Here is a 15,179-nt window from a genome sequence, read left to right as displayed (position 1 = left end):
TGCACTGCAACATAGGTCTGCCGTGACGGTGACGCCCCGATTCCCGGGCGCGCGCAATAAGTCAGGCACCGGATCGACAGGAACGCCATGACGAAGAACGGCGAGGCGGAGGAAAAGAAGAAGATCAACATCGCGCTTCAGGGCGGCGGTTCCCACGGGGCTTTTTCCTGGGGCGTGCTCGACCGGCTTCTGGAGGATGGCCGGCTGGAGATCGCAGCGGTGTCCGGCACAAGCGCGGGCGCGATGAACGCGGTGGCGCTGGCCGACGGCTTCGTTCGCGGCGGCGTCGAAGGCGCGCGCAAGAAGCTCGACGACTTCTGGCATGCGGTGGCGGCGAAGGGCCGGTTCAGCCCGGTGCAGCGCATGCCGTGGGACGTCGCCTGGGGCAATTGGTCGATCGAGAACACGCCGGGTTATGTCTTCTTCGACACCATGTCGCGCGTGTTCTCGCCCTATGTCGCCAACCCGCTCGGCCTCAATCCGCTGCGCGACGTCGTTGCGCAGGAGATTGATTTCAAGAATGTGCATGCCTGCAAGTCGATGGAACTGTTCATTTCCGCCACCAATGTCGAGACCGGACAGCTACGGGTGTTTTCCGATGGCGAGATCGACCTCGACACAGTGATGGCCTCGGCCTGCCTGCCGCAACTGTTCCGCGCCGTCGAGATCAAGGGCGTGCCCTATTGGGATGGCGGTTATGGCGGCAATCCGGCGCTCTATCCGTTCTTCAAGACGGCTGCCACCGAGGACGTGCTTTTGGTGCAGATCAATCCGGTCGTGCGCGAGGGAACGCCCAAAAGCGCCAACGAGATCCAGAACCGCATCGACGAGATCACCTTCAACGCCGGGCTGCTGCGCGAATTCCGTTCGATCGCCTTCGTCAAGGAACTGATCGCCGCCGGCCGCCTGCCGCGGGGCGAGTACCGGGACATCCGCATGCACCGCATCGACGCCGATGAGGCCTTCAAGGACCTGTCGGCATCATCGAAGGTCAATGCCGAATGGGCATTCCTGGCCTATCTGCGCGATCTTGGCCGCACCGCTGCCAGCGATTGGCTGGAGGAGAACTACGATGCCGTCGGCAAGCGGCCGACGCTCGACCTCTCCGGCGAGCTCGACGACGGCTTCAAGCCGGTGCGGGGTCCGGCACCTGGCCGACGGGTGAAGGAATTCCTGGCCGCGCGCAAGAACCCCGAAGCGGAGCGTCGCCGGGCCTGAACCCGCATCCGTCACACGGGCGTGATCTGCCGCGCGGTGCCAGCAAGTTCCTTCCGGCGCCAGCAACAACCATCGCGTGTGAGGCGCGCATCATCATGCTGACGCCTGCTGCCAGTGTCGTGCGGGCGCCGCTGTTGGGCGCCATCCCTCGACCGTATCCGGAACGGTGACTGGCGGGCGAGGAATACTGCCACGAACAGCACCAGCAGGCGTTTTGTTCGAGGCTATATCATGTCTCAAGCCTAGACGGCGGAACGCGATGGAGCAGACGCATCGAGGCGACCCGTCCTCGCTCCTGGAGCATCCGGCTTGACCAGGGAACGACGATCTGGATCAGAGTTGAACGGTCCGTTCTTCAAGCAATTCCAGTGTGTTGCGTGAAATGTCGCACGCCGGGATGGTCCGTCAGGCCGAGGTTATCATCGTGCTCGAAACCCGCGTGGGGTTGAAAATCGCCTCGCGCCGGCGTCGTGCCTCCGAGAGCAGACGCAGGCCCGGCGGCACCGGGCCTTCAACGGCCGATCATCGGTCGCCAACGAGCCCCGCTAAAGCCGCACCCTAGTTGGGCAAAAAAATGCTTCGCGACGGCTATACTCTGTCCAGCTTCGCAATGCTGCTGCAACTTTCCGACTATATTGCGTTGCAAACTTGATGTAGAAGCGCGCTTCGCCGATCACGGCAATTTGAACACGGCCTGGCGCGCACCCATATCGGCGACGCGCTCCTCGAGGAGGACGCAGTCCCGGCCAAACCCCGCAGTGGAAAAAACGACGATGCCGAAAATCAGGTTTCACAAGCTTGCTGCCATTGTTGTGCTCATCGGTTTCGCCGCCTGGATGGCGACGGGCGAGTTTTCATCCGTTGGCAGTGCCGCCGCCGACGCCCAGAGGGCGGCAGAGGCCGAAAAGGCCAAGACGCCGGAGGCCGGCAAGCCGAACACGGCGCAAGCCGAGCCGAAAGCCGCGCCGCGCACCGTCGCGGTGGTGACGCCGCCGCGCAAGACCTATGCGCGCGCTATCCGCATTTCGGGGCTGACCGAGGCCGACAAGCGGGCGGTGCTAGCAACGCGCGTCGCCGGTGTCATCGACAAACTGCCGGTCAGCCAAGGCCAGCACGTCAAGACGGGCGATCTGGTTCTGATGCTGGCGGCCGAAGAGAAAATCTCGAATGTCGACAACGCCAAGCAGTTGCTGGCGCAACGCAAGGCCGAGCTCGACGCCGCCGAACGGCTGGCCAAGACCGGCAATCTGCCGAAGCTGCAGCTCGACACGGCGCGCTCGAATTTGACCTCGGCGCAATCGATGCTGGAGACCGCGCAGGCTGAGCTCGACCGCAACGAGGTCAAGGCGCCGTTCGACGGCGTCATCGACAGGGTGCCGGTGGAACTCGGCAGCTCGGTCATGCAAGGCGGCGAGGTGGCGACCATCCTCAAGCTCGATCCGGTGATCGCCCGCGGCGAAATCAGCGAACGCGACCTGCGCTATATCAAGATCGGCGAAGAGGCCAATGTGCGCCTGGTCAACGACCAGAAGGTCACCGGCACCGTGCGGTATATCAGCCGCGACGCCTCCTCCCAGACCCGCACCTTCCGTGTCGAAGTGGCGATCCCAAATGCGGATGGCAGCATCCCCGCCGGTATGACGGCCGAGATCACGCTCAGCGCCGAGCCGACCGACGCGGTTCTGCTGCCGCGTTCGGTGGTGACGCTGGGTGACAAGGGCGATCTCGGCATCCGCGCCGTCGGCAGCGACGACAAGGTGGCCTTCTACCCGATCGACCTGGTGGACGACACGCCGAACGGTCTCGTGCTCGGCGGAATTCCGAAAGATGCGCGCATCATTGTCGCCGGCCAGGAACTGGTGAAGGAAGGCGATATCGTCAAGCCCATCGAGGCCGACCAGGCGACCATCAACAAGCTGGTCGGCGAAGCCACCGCCGGTACGCAGTAGCGCAAAGCCCGGCGTCGGGATCTCCGGCGCCTCCCGCCAGTTCGCCGCTTCCGAAGAAACAGCAGGCATCAAGTCATGGATATCGTCAGACTCGCAATCCACAACGCCCGCCTCACAATATCCGCCCTGCTGTTCCTGCTGGCGGCGGGCTGGGTCGCCTATCAGTCGACGCCCAAGGAAGCGGAACCCGACGTTCCGATCCCGATGATGTATATCAGCCTGATCTACCAGGGCATTTCGCCGGAGGATTCGGAACGCCTTCTCCTGCGGCCGATGGAAAGCAAGCTGAAGAGCCTGAAGGGCCTCAAGGAGATGCGCTCGGCCGCCTTCCAGGGCGGCGGCTACGTGCTGGTCGAGTTCCAGCCGCAGACCAATCTGGCCACGGCGCTCCAGGACACGCGCAGCAAGGTGCAGGATGCCAAGGCCGACCTGCCGCAGGCGGCCGAGGAGCCGACGGTCAACGAGGTCAACGTTTCCGAGTTTCCGGTCCTCGTCGTCACTCTGTCGGGCGACGTGCCGGAGCGCGTGCTGACGGCGGCTGCGCGCGAACTGCGCGACCGTATCGAAGAGGTACCGGGCGTGCTGGAAGGCTCGCTGCAGGGCGCGCGCGACGATCTGGTCGAAGTGGTCATCGATCCGGTGAAGCTGTCCTCCTACGGGCTGCAGCTCGACCAGCTGATGCAAGGCGTCGGCGCCTCCAACAGCCTGGTCGCCGCCGGCAATCTCGAAGGCTCGGAAGGCAAATACGCGGTCAAGGTGCCGTCGCTGATCGAGACGCCCGAGGACGTGGCCAACCTGCCGGTCGTCGCCACACCCAACGCCGTGGTGCAGGCCAAGGACATCGCCACCATACGCTCGACCTTCAAGGACGCCGAGACGGTCACTCGCCTCGACGGCAAGCCGGCCATCGCCATCGAGGTGAAGAAGCGCATCGGCGCCAACCTGATCGACACGCTGAACCATGTCAGGGAGGTGTCCGACACCTTCATCAAGACGATGCCCGAAGGCATGCATGTCACCTACACGCAGGACAAGTCGGTCTTCGTCAACCAGCTCTTGGGTGACCTCCAGAACCACGTCATGATCGCCGTGATCCTGGTGTTCATCGTCATTCTCTACGCGCTGTCGGGCCGCGCCTCGCTGCTCATCGGGCTGGCCATACCATCGTCCTTCCTGATCGGCATATTGCTGCTTGCCATGATGGGCTACACGATCAACATGATCGTGCTGTTCAGCCTCATCCTGGCTGTCGGCATGCTGGTCGACGACGCCATCATCGTCACCGAGTTCGCCGAGCGGCGCATGAGCGAAGGCATGCCGAAGGCGGATGCCTTCGCGCTCGCCGCCAAGCGCATGGCCGGCCCGGTCATCGCGGCGACGATGACGCGCATCGCCGCGTTCTCGCCGCTGCTGTTCTGGCCCGGCATCATCGGCGACTTCATGAAATACATGCCGATCACGCTGATCGTCACGCTGTCGGCCTCGATGCTCTATGCGCTGGTGTTCGCGCCGACGCTGGGCGCGATCTTCGCCAAGGCGCCGAAGCATCACGAGGACGACAACCGCGACGGCTGGTACATGGCCATCGTCAAGCAGGCGGTGCGCTTCCCGATCACCGTCCTGGTGCTCACCGTGGCGCTGCTGTTCGGCGTCGGCTACGCCTATTCGAAATACGGCGCCGGCGTCGAGTTCTTCCCCAGCGTCGAGCCGGACTACGGCCTGCTCTACGTGCATGCGCGCGGCAATCTTTCGCTGGCCGAGATGGATGCCGCCACCAGGACGGCGGAGAACAGGCTGCTCGGCTGGCCGGGCGTAAAATCGGTCTATACACGCGCCGGCAAGACTCAGGGCGGCGGCCAGGACATTCCCGAGGACGTCGTCGGCGTGATCCAGTACGAGTTCGTCGACTGGCGCGAGCGCAAATCCGCCAACCAGATCCTCAGCGATCTGCGCGGCGTCATGGCCGGCATTCCCGGCGTCGACGTCGAGGTGCGCGTGCCGGAGGCCGGCCCGCCGACCGGCAAGCCGATCCAGATCAGGCTTTCGGCCGCCGATCCCAAGGGGCTCGACGACAAGGCGCGCGAAGTGGCGGCGCGGATCGCCAAGGTGCCCAACGTCATCGACATTTCGGACGGCCTGCCGCCGCCCGGCGTCGACTGGGCGCTCGAGGTCGACCGCGCCAAGGCCGCCCAATACGGCATCAGCCCGACCTCGGTCGGCACCGTGGTGCAGCTGGTGACCAACGGCTTGAAGCTGTCGGAATACCGGCCGGCGGGCGCGGACGATGCCGTCGACATCCGCCTGCGCCTTCCGGAAGACCGGCGCACGCTGTCGACGCTCGACGAACTCAGGGTGCAGACGTCGCAAGGGTCGGTGCCGATCTCGAACTTCGTCGTGCGCAAGCCCGAGCCGACGGTCGGCATTCTCAACCGCATCGACGGCGCGCGCACCGTCGTGGTGCAGGCCAATGTCGCCGCCGGAGCGCAGGTCGCCGCCGTACAGGAGCAGGTGACCAAGGCGGTCTCGGACATGGATCTCGGCAGCGGCATACGCTGGAAGCTCGCCGGCTCCAACGAGGACAGCGCGGAAGCGAGCGCCTTCCTCAGCAAGGCCTTCGGCGCGGCGATCTTCCTGATCTTCCTGGTGCTGCTGGCGCAGTTCAACAAGTTCACCAGCGTCTGGCTGGTGCTGTCCTGCGTGGTCATGGCGACGATCGGCGTGTTCCTGGGCCTGCTTCTGACAGGCGAAGCGTTCGGCATCGTCATGTCGGGCATCGGCGTCATCGCGCTGGCCGGCGTGGTGGTCAACAACAATATCGTGCTGATCGACACCTATGACCGGCTGCGCGAGGAGGGCTGGGACAAGATGGAAGCGGTGCTGCAGACCTGCCGCGAGCGTGCCCGCCCGGTGGTGCTGACGGCGGTTTCGGCTATCCTCGGCGTGCTGCCGATCGCCTTCGGCCTCGGCCTCGAGATCTTCCATCATGAGACGACGATCAACGCGCCGTCGACGCAGTGGTGGATTTCGCTGTCGTCGGCGATCGTGTTCGGCCTGTCCTTCGCCACCGTGCTGACGCTGGTGGTGACGCCGTCGATGCTGATGGTGTTCACCCGCGCCAAGGTCAAGCCCGGCGCGCGGCGAGGGTGGTTCAGCCGGCTGTTGCGACGCGGCAAGGGAGAGATCTCGCAGGAGCCAGCGGCCGATGGCGACGCCGAGCCGGCAGTCGCCTTCCCGAAGGCCGCCGAATAGAGCGGTTTCGCAAGGCAGGTCAAAAGGCCGCCCGGGAACTACCGGGCGGCCTTTTGCATTGTTCCCTCGGATTCAACCAGACGGCGAGGGCTCTAAAATGACGATCAGCACGATTCTCATCATCATCCTGATCCTGATCCTGATCGGCGCAGTGCCGGCATGGCCGCATTCGCGCTCCTGGGGCTACGGGCCGTCGGGCATCGTCGGCGTCGTCCTCGTCGTGGTGCTTATCCTGCTTCTGATGGGCCGGATCTGACCGGCAACGATTTGCGGCCGGGCCCGCCGTTCCCGTCTTTTCGGCACGCTCGGCAATCACGCTGCTTGGTGCCAGGCCGGCGCGACGGCGACGCCGATATCCTGCAAGGCTTCGTGCATCGCCTGGTCCAGAGGGGTGTGCGGGATTTCACCGATGATCTCGTTCAGTCGCGCCGAGGCCAGCCGGTGCGCCTCGAAACGCAGATAGGACATCGAGACGATCTCGCGCCACATCGCCACGAACGGGCTTCCGGCGCGCAGCACCCACCACGGCATGAAGCTTAGTTTAAGCTTGCGTCCGAGCGCCTTTTCGGCGGCCGCCTTGATCTCGATGTCGGTGACGGCATGGCCCGGAAAATTCAGCGCCTCGTAAGAGCCGAGTTTGTCGAGATTGCGCGCCAGCGCAACGAAACCGACTGCGAAATCCGGCAGATAGGCCCATTCATGCACCAGATCGGCCGGGCCGGGCGCGGTGTAGATGCCCTTGCTCATCTTGGCGGCGACGACGAGGTCGAACCAGGAGCCGCTGCCGGTGCCGCCGAAGAAATCGCCGGCGCGCAGAATGATCGTGCGCACCCGACCCGCCTCAGCTTCACGGCGGAACAGCTCCTCCATGGCGCAGCGGATCCGCCCTTTCTCGGTCGTCGGATGGAACGGCGTGTCTTCCGTGATCACCGCCGGCATCGGCGAGCCATAATTGTAGACGGTGCCGGGGAAGAGATGCAGCGTGCCGTTGGCTCGGCAGGCGGTCATGACATTCTCGGCCATCGGCAGGCACTTGCCCCAGTCGGTGTAGATCGGGTTCAGGCCGTTGAAAATGATGTCGACGCCCTGCGTCGCGCGGATCAGAGACTCGCGGTCCAGCGCATCGCCGGCGACGGCCGTCGCGCCTGCAAGCTCAGCCGGCACCTTGCCGGTGCGGGTGATGGCGCGGACATCATAGCCCGCGTCGATGAAGGCCTTGGCGACCACGCGGCCGAGCCGGCCATTGGCGCCGAGGATTGCAATCTTGGTCATTCTTCGTCTCCTGTTTGCTGTGAAGCGACGGGACAAGCCCACCGCCTTGGGGATATCTCGGCGTCTGTTCAGCGGTTGCCGAAGAGGTCGCGGTTGCTGCCCGGGACGACCGGCTTCCGGATGATTGCATTCGACTTCTCGATCGATGTGGTGATCGTCTTGTCTTTGCTGGCGACAGGCGTCTGGCTGGCATTGTTCGAGCCGAACTTGTCGCTGCTTGCGAAAGCGGCGTTGGCGGCGATGAGGAGGGCAGCGGCGGTCTTGGTCATTTGGGTTACTCCTGATTGGCTTGTTGCAGGGCGTATCGATGTTTGCAGGCCGAATATGATTGCCTCACCAATGAATTGAAATTGACCATATGTGCAGTTCTGATATTCAGTTTTGAATGACTGACATCGACTGGAACCTGATCAAGAGCTTCGTCACGGTCGCTGAGACCGGCAGCCTGTCGGCCGCGGCGAGAAAGCTGTCGGCAAGTCAGCCGACGCTTGGCCGCCACATCTCGGAACTAGAACAGGCGCTCGGCGTCATCCTGTTCCGGCGCGGGCGAAGCGGCTACGCGCTGACGGAAGCCGGGGCCATTCTGTTCGAGCGCGGCAAGGCGGTGAGCGCGCAAGCGAGTGCCTTTTCACGGTTGGCGCTGGGTTCGGTCGAAGCGATCGAAGGCACGGTGCGCATCGCCGCCAGCGAGGTGGTGGCGGCCTATGTGCTGCCCGACATGATGGCGCGGCTCGGTGTCGAGGAGCCCGGCATCGAGGTCGAGATCGTCGCTTCCAACCAGGTCGAGAACCTGCTGCGCCGGGATGCCGACATCGCCATCCGCATGGTCAAGCCGACACAGAACGAGCTGGTGGCGCGCAAGGTCTGCGATATCGCGCTCTGCGCCTGTGCTTCCCTAGCCTATCTCGACCGGTGCGGCCGCCCGCGCGAGCCGGCCGACCTGCTCGACCACGCGCTGATCGGCTTCGACCGGAGCGAGGAGATGATCCGAGGCTTTACGCATTCCGGCATACCGGTCACCCGGAACAGTTTTCGCTTCCGGACCGACAACCAGATCGTGCTTTGGGAGGCGGTGCGGGCGGGAAACGGCATCGGCCTCGGCCAGGAGCCGCTGGCCAAGCGGGACCCCCTGGTGGAGGAGGTGCTGCCGGGCCTGCCGCTGCCCAAGCTGCCGGTGTGGCTGGCCATGCATCGCGACGTGCGCACCAGCGTGCGCATCCGACGCGTGGCGGATTTCCTTCACGAGGAACTGAAACGCTATTCGGCCGGCGCCGCTTCGGGAGCGAATTCGGCGCGATGAGCCAATCCGGCCATCAGCAGTACAACGATCAGCAGGCCCGACATGGCGATGAAGATCGGGCCGAAGCTGGAATGCTCGGCAACGAAGCCGATCGCCGAGGGGGCCACGAGGATGCCGGAATAGCCCATCGTGGTGACGACGCTCATCCCGGTGCCCGATGACATGCCTTCCTGGTTGCCGCCGGCCGAAAAGATGATCGGCACCATATTGGCGATGCCGAAGCCGCATAGAGCGAAGGCGGAGATGGCAAGCCAGGATGAGGGCGACAGGCCTGCGATCAGCATGCCGGCGGCAGCGATGATCGCCGAACCGCGCAACGTCGTCACGGCCCCGAAACGATTGCGCACGCCATCGCCGAAGAAACGCATGATCGCCATGACGCCGGAAAAGGCGGCATAGGCGAGGCCGGCAATGGCGAGATCGGCGCCAAGTTCCTGCCTGAGATAAAGCGCTGCCCAGTCGAGTACGGCGCCTTCAGAGACCATCGTCAGCAGCGCCATCAGGCCCACGAGGTAGACCAGCGGGTTTCCCGGCAAGGTGAATTTATGATGCTCCGCAGCCTGCGGCCTGCCCTCGGCGACGATATAGGGCACCGCCGCCGCGATCGCCGCTAAGGCAAGCGCCGTCACGACCGCGGCGTGGGCGAGGTGGCCGTAATTCTGGATGGCAAAGCCGCCAAGGGCACCGCCGGCGAAACCGCCGAGGCTCCAGAAGCCATGCGAGGAGGACATGATCGCGCGCGACAGCCGCCGCTCGACCACCACCGCATTGGCGTTCATGGCGACATCCATGCCGCCGATGGAGCCGCCAAAGATGAACATGGCGACGGCAGCCAGCGGCACGTTGGGCGCCAGCGCCACGACCAGCAGGCCCAGGCTGCCGCAGAGGCCAAACCAGCGCAGCACGGTGCGCGAGCCGTGTTTCGAAATCAGGTGACCGCACCAGGTCATGGCGGTGACGGCGCCGGCGCCGAACAGCAGGATCAAAAGCCCCAGAGTGAACTTGGAAATGTCGAGGCGGGTCAGGAACACCGGAATCTGCGGCGCCCAGCTGCCGGTCAGGAAGCCGTTGGCGAGGAAGATGGCCGCCACGGCCCAGCGGCCGCGAATGGCGGTCTGCATTGCATTCGACGCGTTCATAGGCGAATCCGGTCAGAAAGTGGCTTTGCGCGGCAAATTAGATCGATTCAATTTTCAGTCAAGCGCTGCGCTCGGGAAGCATTTGGGCCAAACCGAACGCTCAAGAAAATCGAGGACGTAAGAGACCACCTAGTGGTCTCTGGGTCGCCTGGCCTCGAATTCGGCCTTCTTGGCGTCGGAGGTTTCGGTCTGGTGCAGCGCCTGCCATTGCGCGTAAGGCATGCCGTAGACGATCTCGCGCGACTGGTCCTTGCTGAGATCGACGCCTTCGGCTTCCGCGGCCTCGCGATACCAGTTCGACAGGCAGTTGCGGCAGAAGCCGGCGAGATTCATCAAATCGATGTTCTGCACGTCGCCACGCTCACGCAGATGCGCCACCAGCCGGCGAAAGGCGGCGGCCTCGAAGTCGCGTTTCTGTTCGTCGCTGAGTTCGGTCATCGAAACCTCCTCATAACGGCCCGGTGCGCGAGCCGAACATCTTCACTTGGTGTATATCGGGACGGCGATCGATCGCGTCAACGATCGGCGCCAGACGCTCAGCCCACGAAAGCGCATCCCCGCCGGTCGCGATCAGGTCCTGGCGGATTTCGATCAGCGCGTGGGCATAGCCGTTGACGATGGCGTGCCTGAACATGGTGTCGCCCCGCAGCGCGCCGTCATAGGGCTCGTTGTCGCCGACAACGAGGTTTTTGTCAGCGGCCAGCATGTCGATCAGCGGCCGCGCCACGCGGTCGTCGCGGTCCCACAGTACGCCGACATGCCACGGCCGCTGCCTGCCCTGCATGACCGGCGTGAAGGAATGCACGGAGAAGATGAAGGGTGCCTTGCCGGAAGCCTGCGCGACCGAGGCGATCGTGGCGCCGACGGCGTCGTGATAGGGCCGGTAGAAGCGGTCAAGCCGCCTTTCGCGCTCCTCCGGGGCGAGTGGATAGTTTCCTGTCACGACGGTGCCGTCATAGAGCTGACGGATCAGCGTTGGATCATCCTCACCACGATTGGGATCGATCAGCAGCCGCGAAAAATTGGCGAGCACCGCTGGCACATCGAGCAAGGCAGCGAGTTCGCGCGTCACCGCCTCGACGCCGATGTCATAGGCGATGTGGCGGTCGAACGCCGCCGCCGGCAGGCCAAGGCTGCCATAGTCTTCAGGCAGGTCGCGGCGGGCATGGTCGGCCAACAGCACCATGCCCCGCTTGCGGTCGCCCTCGACGACATCGAAAGGCGCGAAAACTGTGGATCGGGTCATTGGCGGGAAATGGTCTGTTCGCTGGCTTCCGGGGAGGATGCTATCGTCTTTCCACGAAGACGACGCGGGCGCAATGCCGTTGTTTGGCCAAGGTTTCCGCTGAAATCTGGCAAGGGGCGACGGATCGCGCGCCGGGAGCCTTCTTAAATCGATTGGAATTGGACAAAACGGCGCGTTGACATGCGCCCGGACTTTTCCGAAAAGGGGCGCAGAGAGATGCTGATGTGGTTCTTGAGGGGTTTCAGGATGAGTTCCGCGGGCGGGCGGCGCGTGCGCTTCGCCTTCGCCATGCCGCTCCTGACGCTCGCCGTGGGTTTGTCCGCGATGGTTGCGGCCTCGCCCGCCCGCGCTGATTTCCGCGTCTGCAACGCGACGCAAAACCTGGTCGGCGTCGGCATCGGCTATCGTGCCAAGGCCGGCTGGATCACCGAGGGCTGGTGGCACATCGAAGGATCGAGCTGCAAGACGCTGATCGAAGGGCCGCTGTCATCAAGGTTTTACTATCTTTATGCAGAAGACGCCGAACGCGGCGGACGCTGGGACGGCCCGATCAACATGTGCGTGGCTGAAAAAGAGTTCAAGATCGCCGGCGTCACCGATTGCGTCGCCCGGGGCTTCCAGCGCGCCGGATTCCAGGAATACGACACGGGCGAGCAGGCAAGCTGGATGGTCCAGCTAACCGACGACCCCGCAACGGGAGGCGCGCCAGCCGCCCCGGGAACAAACAGTCAATGAGACGCAGCCGCAAGGTCAAGATCCTAGCCACCATCGGTCCGGCCTCCTCTTCCGAGGAAATGCTGAAGAAGCTGTTCGAAGCGGGCGCCGATGTGTTCCGCATCAACATGAGCCATACCGATCACGAGTTGATGCGCACGCTGGTCGGACGCATCCGCGCTGTCGAGGAGACGGTCGGAAGGCCGATCGGCATCCTTGCCGACCTGCAAGGACCCAAGCTGCGCGTCGGCAAGTTCGCCAACGGCAAGGAGGTGTTGACCGTCGGCCAGACCTTCACGCTCGACGACAATCCCGAGCCCGGCACCGCGGCCAGGGTCTATCTGCCGCATCCCGAAATCCTGAGTTCGGTCGAGGCCGGTCACCGGCTGTTGATCGATGACGGGAAGCTGGAGCTGAAAGCGGTGAAGGCCAACGGCAAGGCGATCGTCTGCACCGTCGTTGCCGGCACCACGATTTCCGACAGAAAGGGCGTCAGCCTGCCCGATACCGACCTGCCGGTCGGCGCGCTGACCGAGAAGGACCGCAGGGATCTCGACGCGGTGCTCGCCACCGGCGTCGACTGGATAGCGCTGTCCTTCGTGCAGCGGCCGGAGGACCTTGCCGAAGCGCGCAAGATCGCACGCGGCCGGGCGCTGATCATGGCCAAGATCGAGAAGCCGCAGGCGGTTGCCCGTCTGGCCGAAATCATTGAACTCTCAGACGCGCTGATGGTCGCGCGCGGCGATCTCGGCGTCGAGATGCCGCTGGAAGCCGTGCCCGGGATCCAGAAGCAGATCACGCGCGCAGCGCGCCGCGCCGGCAAGCCGGTGGTGGTCGCCACGCAGATGCTGGAATCGATGATCACCGCGCCCGTGCCGACCCGCGCGGAAGTCTCCGACGTTTCGATCGCCGTCTTCGAAGGCGCCGACGCCATCATGCTTTCGGCCGAATCGGCCGCGGGCGCCTATCCGGTGGAAGCGGTGGCGATGATGAACCGCATCGCCACCAAGGTGGAAACCGATCCGACCTATGCAGGCATCATCAACGCCCAGCGTTCCGAGCCTGAAGCAACCGGCGCCGATGCGATCTCGCTGGCGGCCCGCGAAATCGCCGAGACGCTGAAACTGTCGGCGATCATCACCTACACGGCTTCCGGCACCACGGGCCTGCGCGCCGCGCGCGAGCGCCCGCAGGTGCCGATCGTGGCCCTGTCGCCGATCGTCAACACGGCGCGGCGGCTGTCGCTGCTGTGGGGCACGCACTGCGTCGTCTCCCCCGATGCCACCGATCTCGACGACATGGTCGATCGCGCCTGCCGCATCGCGCTTGAAGAGGAATTCGGCAAGCCCGGCGACCGCGTCATCATCACCGCCGGCGTGCCGCTAAGGACGCCCGGTTCGACCAATATGCTGCGCATCGCCTATGTCGGTTCGGACTTGGGCACCCGATAAGCCCGCCCCAGGGCTTCACCGCGTTGCGATCTTGAGAGCTCTTGTTGCCGCTGCGGCGTGGTCAATGCGCTGAAGGAAGCGACGCGCGCGGGTATGGGATCTTGCAGGTATTGATCCGGTCCCCGCATCTTTCGCCGATTAAGTTCGGCAGTGTCGAGCAGATCGAAATCGACCTTTTCCAGCGTGCAGTGCCAGTCGGCGCTGTGCGAAGCCCATCCTCGTTTGTGGTGTTCCAGAAGCCGTTCGCGGCTGGAATAGCCATGGTAGTCGAAGGCGATCACGCCGTTGGTCACATAGATATGGTTTCCGTAATGGTTCCCGCTTGGAATGATCCGCTCGCCGTAAAATCCGTCCAGGGGAGGATAGCTGAGAAAGACGCCCGCAAGGATGGGGCAGGCGCCGTAACCGAAGAAGATGCGATCCGGCAGCGCCCAGAATTTTTCGGGATTTTTCTTTATGCCGTGTTTCAGGACGTACATGCCGCTCTGGCCCCGATACCGTTTTTCGAAGACCGTTGTCGGAAGACGCACATCAGGTCGGCGCCAACTCCGCTTCGGGTTCCTTGAGGTCGGCGCATTTTCCGGCGCCATAGGCATCGCCGGCGATCCGCGCTTCCACCGCCCTTGCCATCGCCTCCAGATCCACGCTCCTGCCGGCGGCCTTCTCGATGGCGCCAACGACCAGATCAGACGCGATCCAGTCCGGCTTGTGGCCGAGATTGCGCACCCAGACCAGTTCGGCGCCGGCAATGTTGCGCTCGAGGCCGACCGAATGGATATGGGCGTAGACGACCTTGTCTCGATCGCCCGAGATGACCACGGTCGGCGCCTTGATCTCGGCGTAGCGCGGCGCGGCCCCAAGCGCATAGCGGTAGAGGCCGGCGACATCGCTGGCATTTGCGCGGAAGGCCGAGGGTCTCAGCACCAGCGGGATCGAGGCCTCGGCGACATAATTGTCCGGCACTTTGTTGGGCGAGAAGACGCAGGTCGTAGCGTCGGCGATCCGCAGCATTCCTGCCGGATAGCTCAGCGTTTCGGAGAACAGCCGGCCGATCACCGGAATGGTGGTCAGGTCGTAGTACCAGGCGGTTGCGCCGCCGGGCCACGGATGGGTTGCCGGTGCCAGGAATACCAGCCCGAGCGTCTTGTCGGCATGCTCGCGGCCGAAGGCGGTCGTCACCGCGCCACCGAAGGAATGGCCGACGATGATAGCCTGCTTCATACCGAGATGGTCCATCAGCGCGGCGACGGTGTCGGCCTGCGACCACGGATCCTCGTTGTTGCCGGGCCCGCGTCCCGACCAACCGAATCCCGGCCGGTCGAAGAACAGCAATTCGGCGCGCCCTTCGAGCAACGGCCTGAGCGGCAGCATCTGATCCCTGAGATTGGCGCTGGCGCCGTGGATGAAGACAACAGGCGGCAGGTCGGCCTTGGCGGGGCCAGGAACGTGGACATAGTGGATGCGCGCGCCATCGATGTCGACGAATTCGCCGACGGCCGGGTTGCGGCGCTCGATCAGCCAGGAGCCGACGCGCGTGATGCCGACAAAGCCAAAGACGAGCGCCAGAAGGAAGGCGAAGACGGCATAGAGCAGGTTCATGTGGGATATACGAGAGGGAGTAGGGGAGTAGGGGAGTAGGGG

General features: G+C 64.3%; 13 protein-coding genes and 1 pseudogene. 7 read left to right on the top strand and 7 right to left on the bottom strand.

Annotation, left to right across the window (positions count from 1 at the left end):
• Window positions 1-87: 87 nt before the first annotated feature.
• From FJ940_RS00070 to FJ940_RS00055, 4 genes are all read left to right on the top strand, one after another.
• Window positions 88-1,218 (top strand): patatin-like phospholipase family protein, encoded by a 1,131-nt coding sequence (locus tag FJ940_RS00070; RefSeq protein WP_140627973.1) that lies wholly within the window; start codon window positions 88-90, stop codon window positions 1,216-1,218.
• 773 nt (window positions 1,219-1,991) lie between these two features.
• Window positions 1,992-3,167, top strand: coding sequence for an efflux RND transporter periplasmic adaptor subunit (locus tag FJ940_RS00065; protein ID WP_140654757.1), 1,176 nt, complete (start codon window positions 1,992-1,994; stop codon window positions 3,165-3,167).
• 75 nt (window positions 3,168-3,242) lie between these two features.
• Window positions 3,243-6,416, top strand: a complete 3,174-nt coding sequence (locus FJ940_RS00060; protein ID WP_140654755.1) for an efflux RND transporter permease subunit — start codon at window positions 3,243-3,245, stop codon at window positions 6,414-6,416.
• 97 nt (window positions 6,417-6,513) lie between these two features.
• Complete coding sequence (locus tag FJ940_RS00055) at window positions 6,514-6,672, top strand: DUF3309 family protein (protein WP_140493366.1); 159 nt, start codon at window positions 6,514-6,516, stop codon at window positions 6,670-6,672.
• A 56-nt stretch (window positions 6,673-6,728) separates the two neighbouring features.
• On the opposite strand, the gene FJ940_RS00050 is transcribed toward FJ940_RS00055, so the two are convergent.
• The gene (locus tag FJ940_RS00050; protein WP_140654753.1) at window positions 6,729-7,688 is read right to left on the bottom strand and encodes an SDR family oxidoreductase; all 960 of its coding nucleotides are present in this window, start codon (window positions 7,686-7,688) and stop codon (window positions 6,729-6,731) included.
• A 68-nt stretch (window positions 7,689-7,756) separates the two neighbouring features.
• Window positions 7,757-7,957 (bottom strand): DUF680 domain-containing protein, encoded by a 201-nt coding sequence (locus tag FJ940_RS00045; RefSeq protein WP_140654751.1) that lies wholly within the window; start codon window positions 7,955-7,957, stop codon window positions 7,757-7,759.
• A gap of 116 nt (window positions 7,958-8,073) precedes the next feature.
• Between FJ940_RS00045 and FJ940_RS00040 the strand changes: the two genes are divergently transcribed.
• A complete protein-coding gene (locus tag FJ940_RS00040) occupies window positions 8,074-8,988 on the top strand; it encodes a LysR family transcriptional regulator (RefSeq protein ID WP_140654749.1) in 915 nt (304 codons plus the stop codon).
• On the opposite strand, the gene FJ940_RS00035 is transcribed toward FJ940_RS00040, so the two are convergent.
• From FJ940_RS00035 to FJ940_RS00025, 3 genes are all read right to left on the bottom strand, one after another.
• Window positions 8,946-10,127, bottom strand: coding sequence for an MFS transporter (locus tag FJ940_RS00035; protein WP_140654747.1), 1,182 nt, complete (start codon window positions 10,125-10,127; stop codon window positions 8,946-8,948). The genes FJ940_RS00040 and FJ940_RS00035 overlap by 43 nt on opposite strands.
• A gap of 129 nt (window positions 10,128-10,256) precedes the next feature.
• A complete protein-coding gene (locus tag FJ940_RS00030) occupies window positions 10,257-10,565 on the bottom strand; it encodes a DUF1244 domain-containing protein (RefSeq protein WP_140493382.1) in 309 nt (102 codons plus the stop codon).
• 10 nt (window positions 10,566-10,575) lie between these two features.
• Complete coding sequence (locus tag FJ940_RS00025) at window positions 10,576-11,373, bottom strand: N-formylglutamate amidohydrolase (RefSeq protein WP_140654745.1); 798 nt, start codon at window positions 11,371-11,373, stop codon at window positions 10,576-10,578.
• A 246-nt stretch (window positions 11,374-11,619) separates the two neighbouring features.
• Here FJ940_RS00025 and FJ940_RS00020 point away from each other — a divergent pair, with 246 nt between their 5' ends.
• Window positions 11,620-12,108: a DUF1036 domain-containing protein gene (locus tag FJ940_RS00020; RefSeq protein WP_140493388.1), complete on the top strand. Its 489-nt coding sequence runs from the start codon at window positions 11,620-11,622 to the stop codon at window positions 12,106-12,108.
• The gene (gene pyk, locus FJ940_RS00015) at window positions 12,105-13,538 is read left to right on the top strand and encodes a pyruvate kinase (RefSeq protein WP_140493391.1); all 1,434 of its coding nucleotides are present in this window, start codon (window positions 12,105-12,107) and stop codon (window positions 13,536-13,538) included. The genes FJ940_RS00020 and pyk overlap by 4 nt, the downstream gene beginning before the upstream one ends.
• Window positions 13,539-13,553: 15 nt before the next feature.
• Here the strand turns inward: pyk and FJ940_RS00010 are convergent.
• Both FJ940_RS00010 and FJ940_RS00005 read right to left on the bottom strand, forming a co-directional pair.
• Window positions 13,554-14,017: pseudogene (locus FJ940_RS00010) on the bottom strand (hypothetical protein).
• 52 nt (window positions 14,018-14,069) lie between these two features.
• Window positions 14,070-15,137 carry an alpha/beta hydrolase gene (locus tag FJ940_RS00005; protein WP_140654743.1) on the bottom strand — a complete coding sequence of 356 codons (1,068 nt, stop codon included), beginning with the start codon at window positions 15,135-15,137 and terminating at the stop codon, window positions 14,070-14,072.
• Window positions 15,138-15,179: the final 42 nt, after the last annotated feature.

This window comes from Mesorhizobium sp. B2-3-7 (assembly GCF_006442695.1).
Lineage (GTDB): Bacteria > Pseudomonadota > Alphaproteobacteria > Rhizobiales > Rhizobiaceae > Mesorhizobium.
The sequence above is the reverse complement of the archived record's forward strand: the minus strand, read 5'-3'. Positions and strand labels throughout refer to the sequence as shown.

What these genes read in the sequence shown, in the direction of transcription:
- FJ940_RS00040 (WP_140654749.1), top strand. Translation starts at nt 8,074, where the DNA reads ATGACTGACATCGACTGGAACCTGATCAAGAGCTTCGTCACGGTCGCT.
- FJ940_RS00005 (WP_140654743.1), bottom strand. Translation starts at nt 15,137, where the DNA reads ATGAACCTGCTCTATGCCGTCTTCGCCTTCCTTCTGGCGCTCGTCTTT.
- pyk (WP_140493391.1), top strand. Translation starts at nt 12,105, where the DNA reads ATGAGACGCAGCCGCAAGGTCAAGATCCTAGCCACCATCGGTCCGGCC.
- FJ940_RS00020 (WP_140493388.1), top strand. Translation starts at nt 11,620, where the DNA reads ATGAGTTCCGCGGGCGGGCGGCGCGTGCGCTTCGCCTTCGCCATGCCG.
- FJ940_RS00065 (WP_140654757.1), top strand. Translation starts at nt 1,992, where the DNA reads ATGCCGAAAATCAGGTTTCACAAGCTTGCTGCCATTGTTGTGCTCATC.
- FJ940_RS00070 (WP_140627973.1), top strand. Translation starts at nt 88, where the DNA reads ATGACGAAGAACGGCGAGGCGGAGGAAAAGAAGAAGATCAACATCGCG.
- FJ940_RS00045 (WP_140654751.1), bottom strand. Translation starts at nt 7,957, where the DNA reads ATGACCAAGACCGCCGCTGCCCTCCTCATCGCCGCCAACGCCGCTTTC.
- FJ940_RS00050 (WP_140654753.1), bottom strand. Translation starts at nt 7,688, where the DNA reads ATGACCAAGATTGCAATCCTCGGCGCCAATGGCCGGCTCGGCCGCGTG.
- FJ940_RS00055 (WP_140493366.1), top strand. Translation starts at nt 6,514, where the DNA reads ATGACGATCAGCACGATTCTCATCATCATCCTGATCCTGATCCTGATC.
- FJ940_RS00025 (WP_140654745.1), bottom strand. Translation starts at nt 11,373, where the DNA reads ATGACCCGATCCACAGTTTTCGCGCCTTTCGATGTCGTCGAGGGCGAC.
- FJ940_RS00030 (WP_140493382.1), bottom strand. Translation starts at nt 10,565, where the DNA reads ATGACCGAACTCAGCGACGAACAGAAACGCGACTTCGAGGCCGCCGCC.
- FJ940_RS00035 (WP_140654747.1), bottom strand. Translation starts at nt 10,127, where the DNA reads ATGAACGCGTCGAATGCAATGCAGACCGCCATTCGCGGCCGCTGGGCC.
- FJ940_RS00060 (WP_140654755.1), top strand. Translation starts at nt 3,243, where the DNA reads ATGGATATCGTCAGACTCGCAATCCACAACGCCCGCCTCACAATATCC.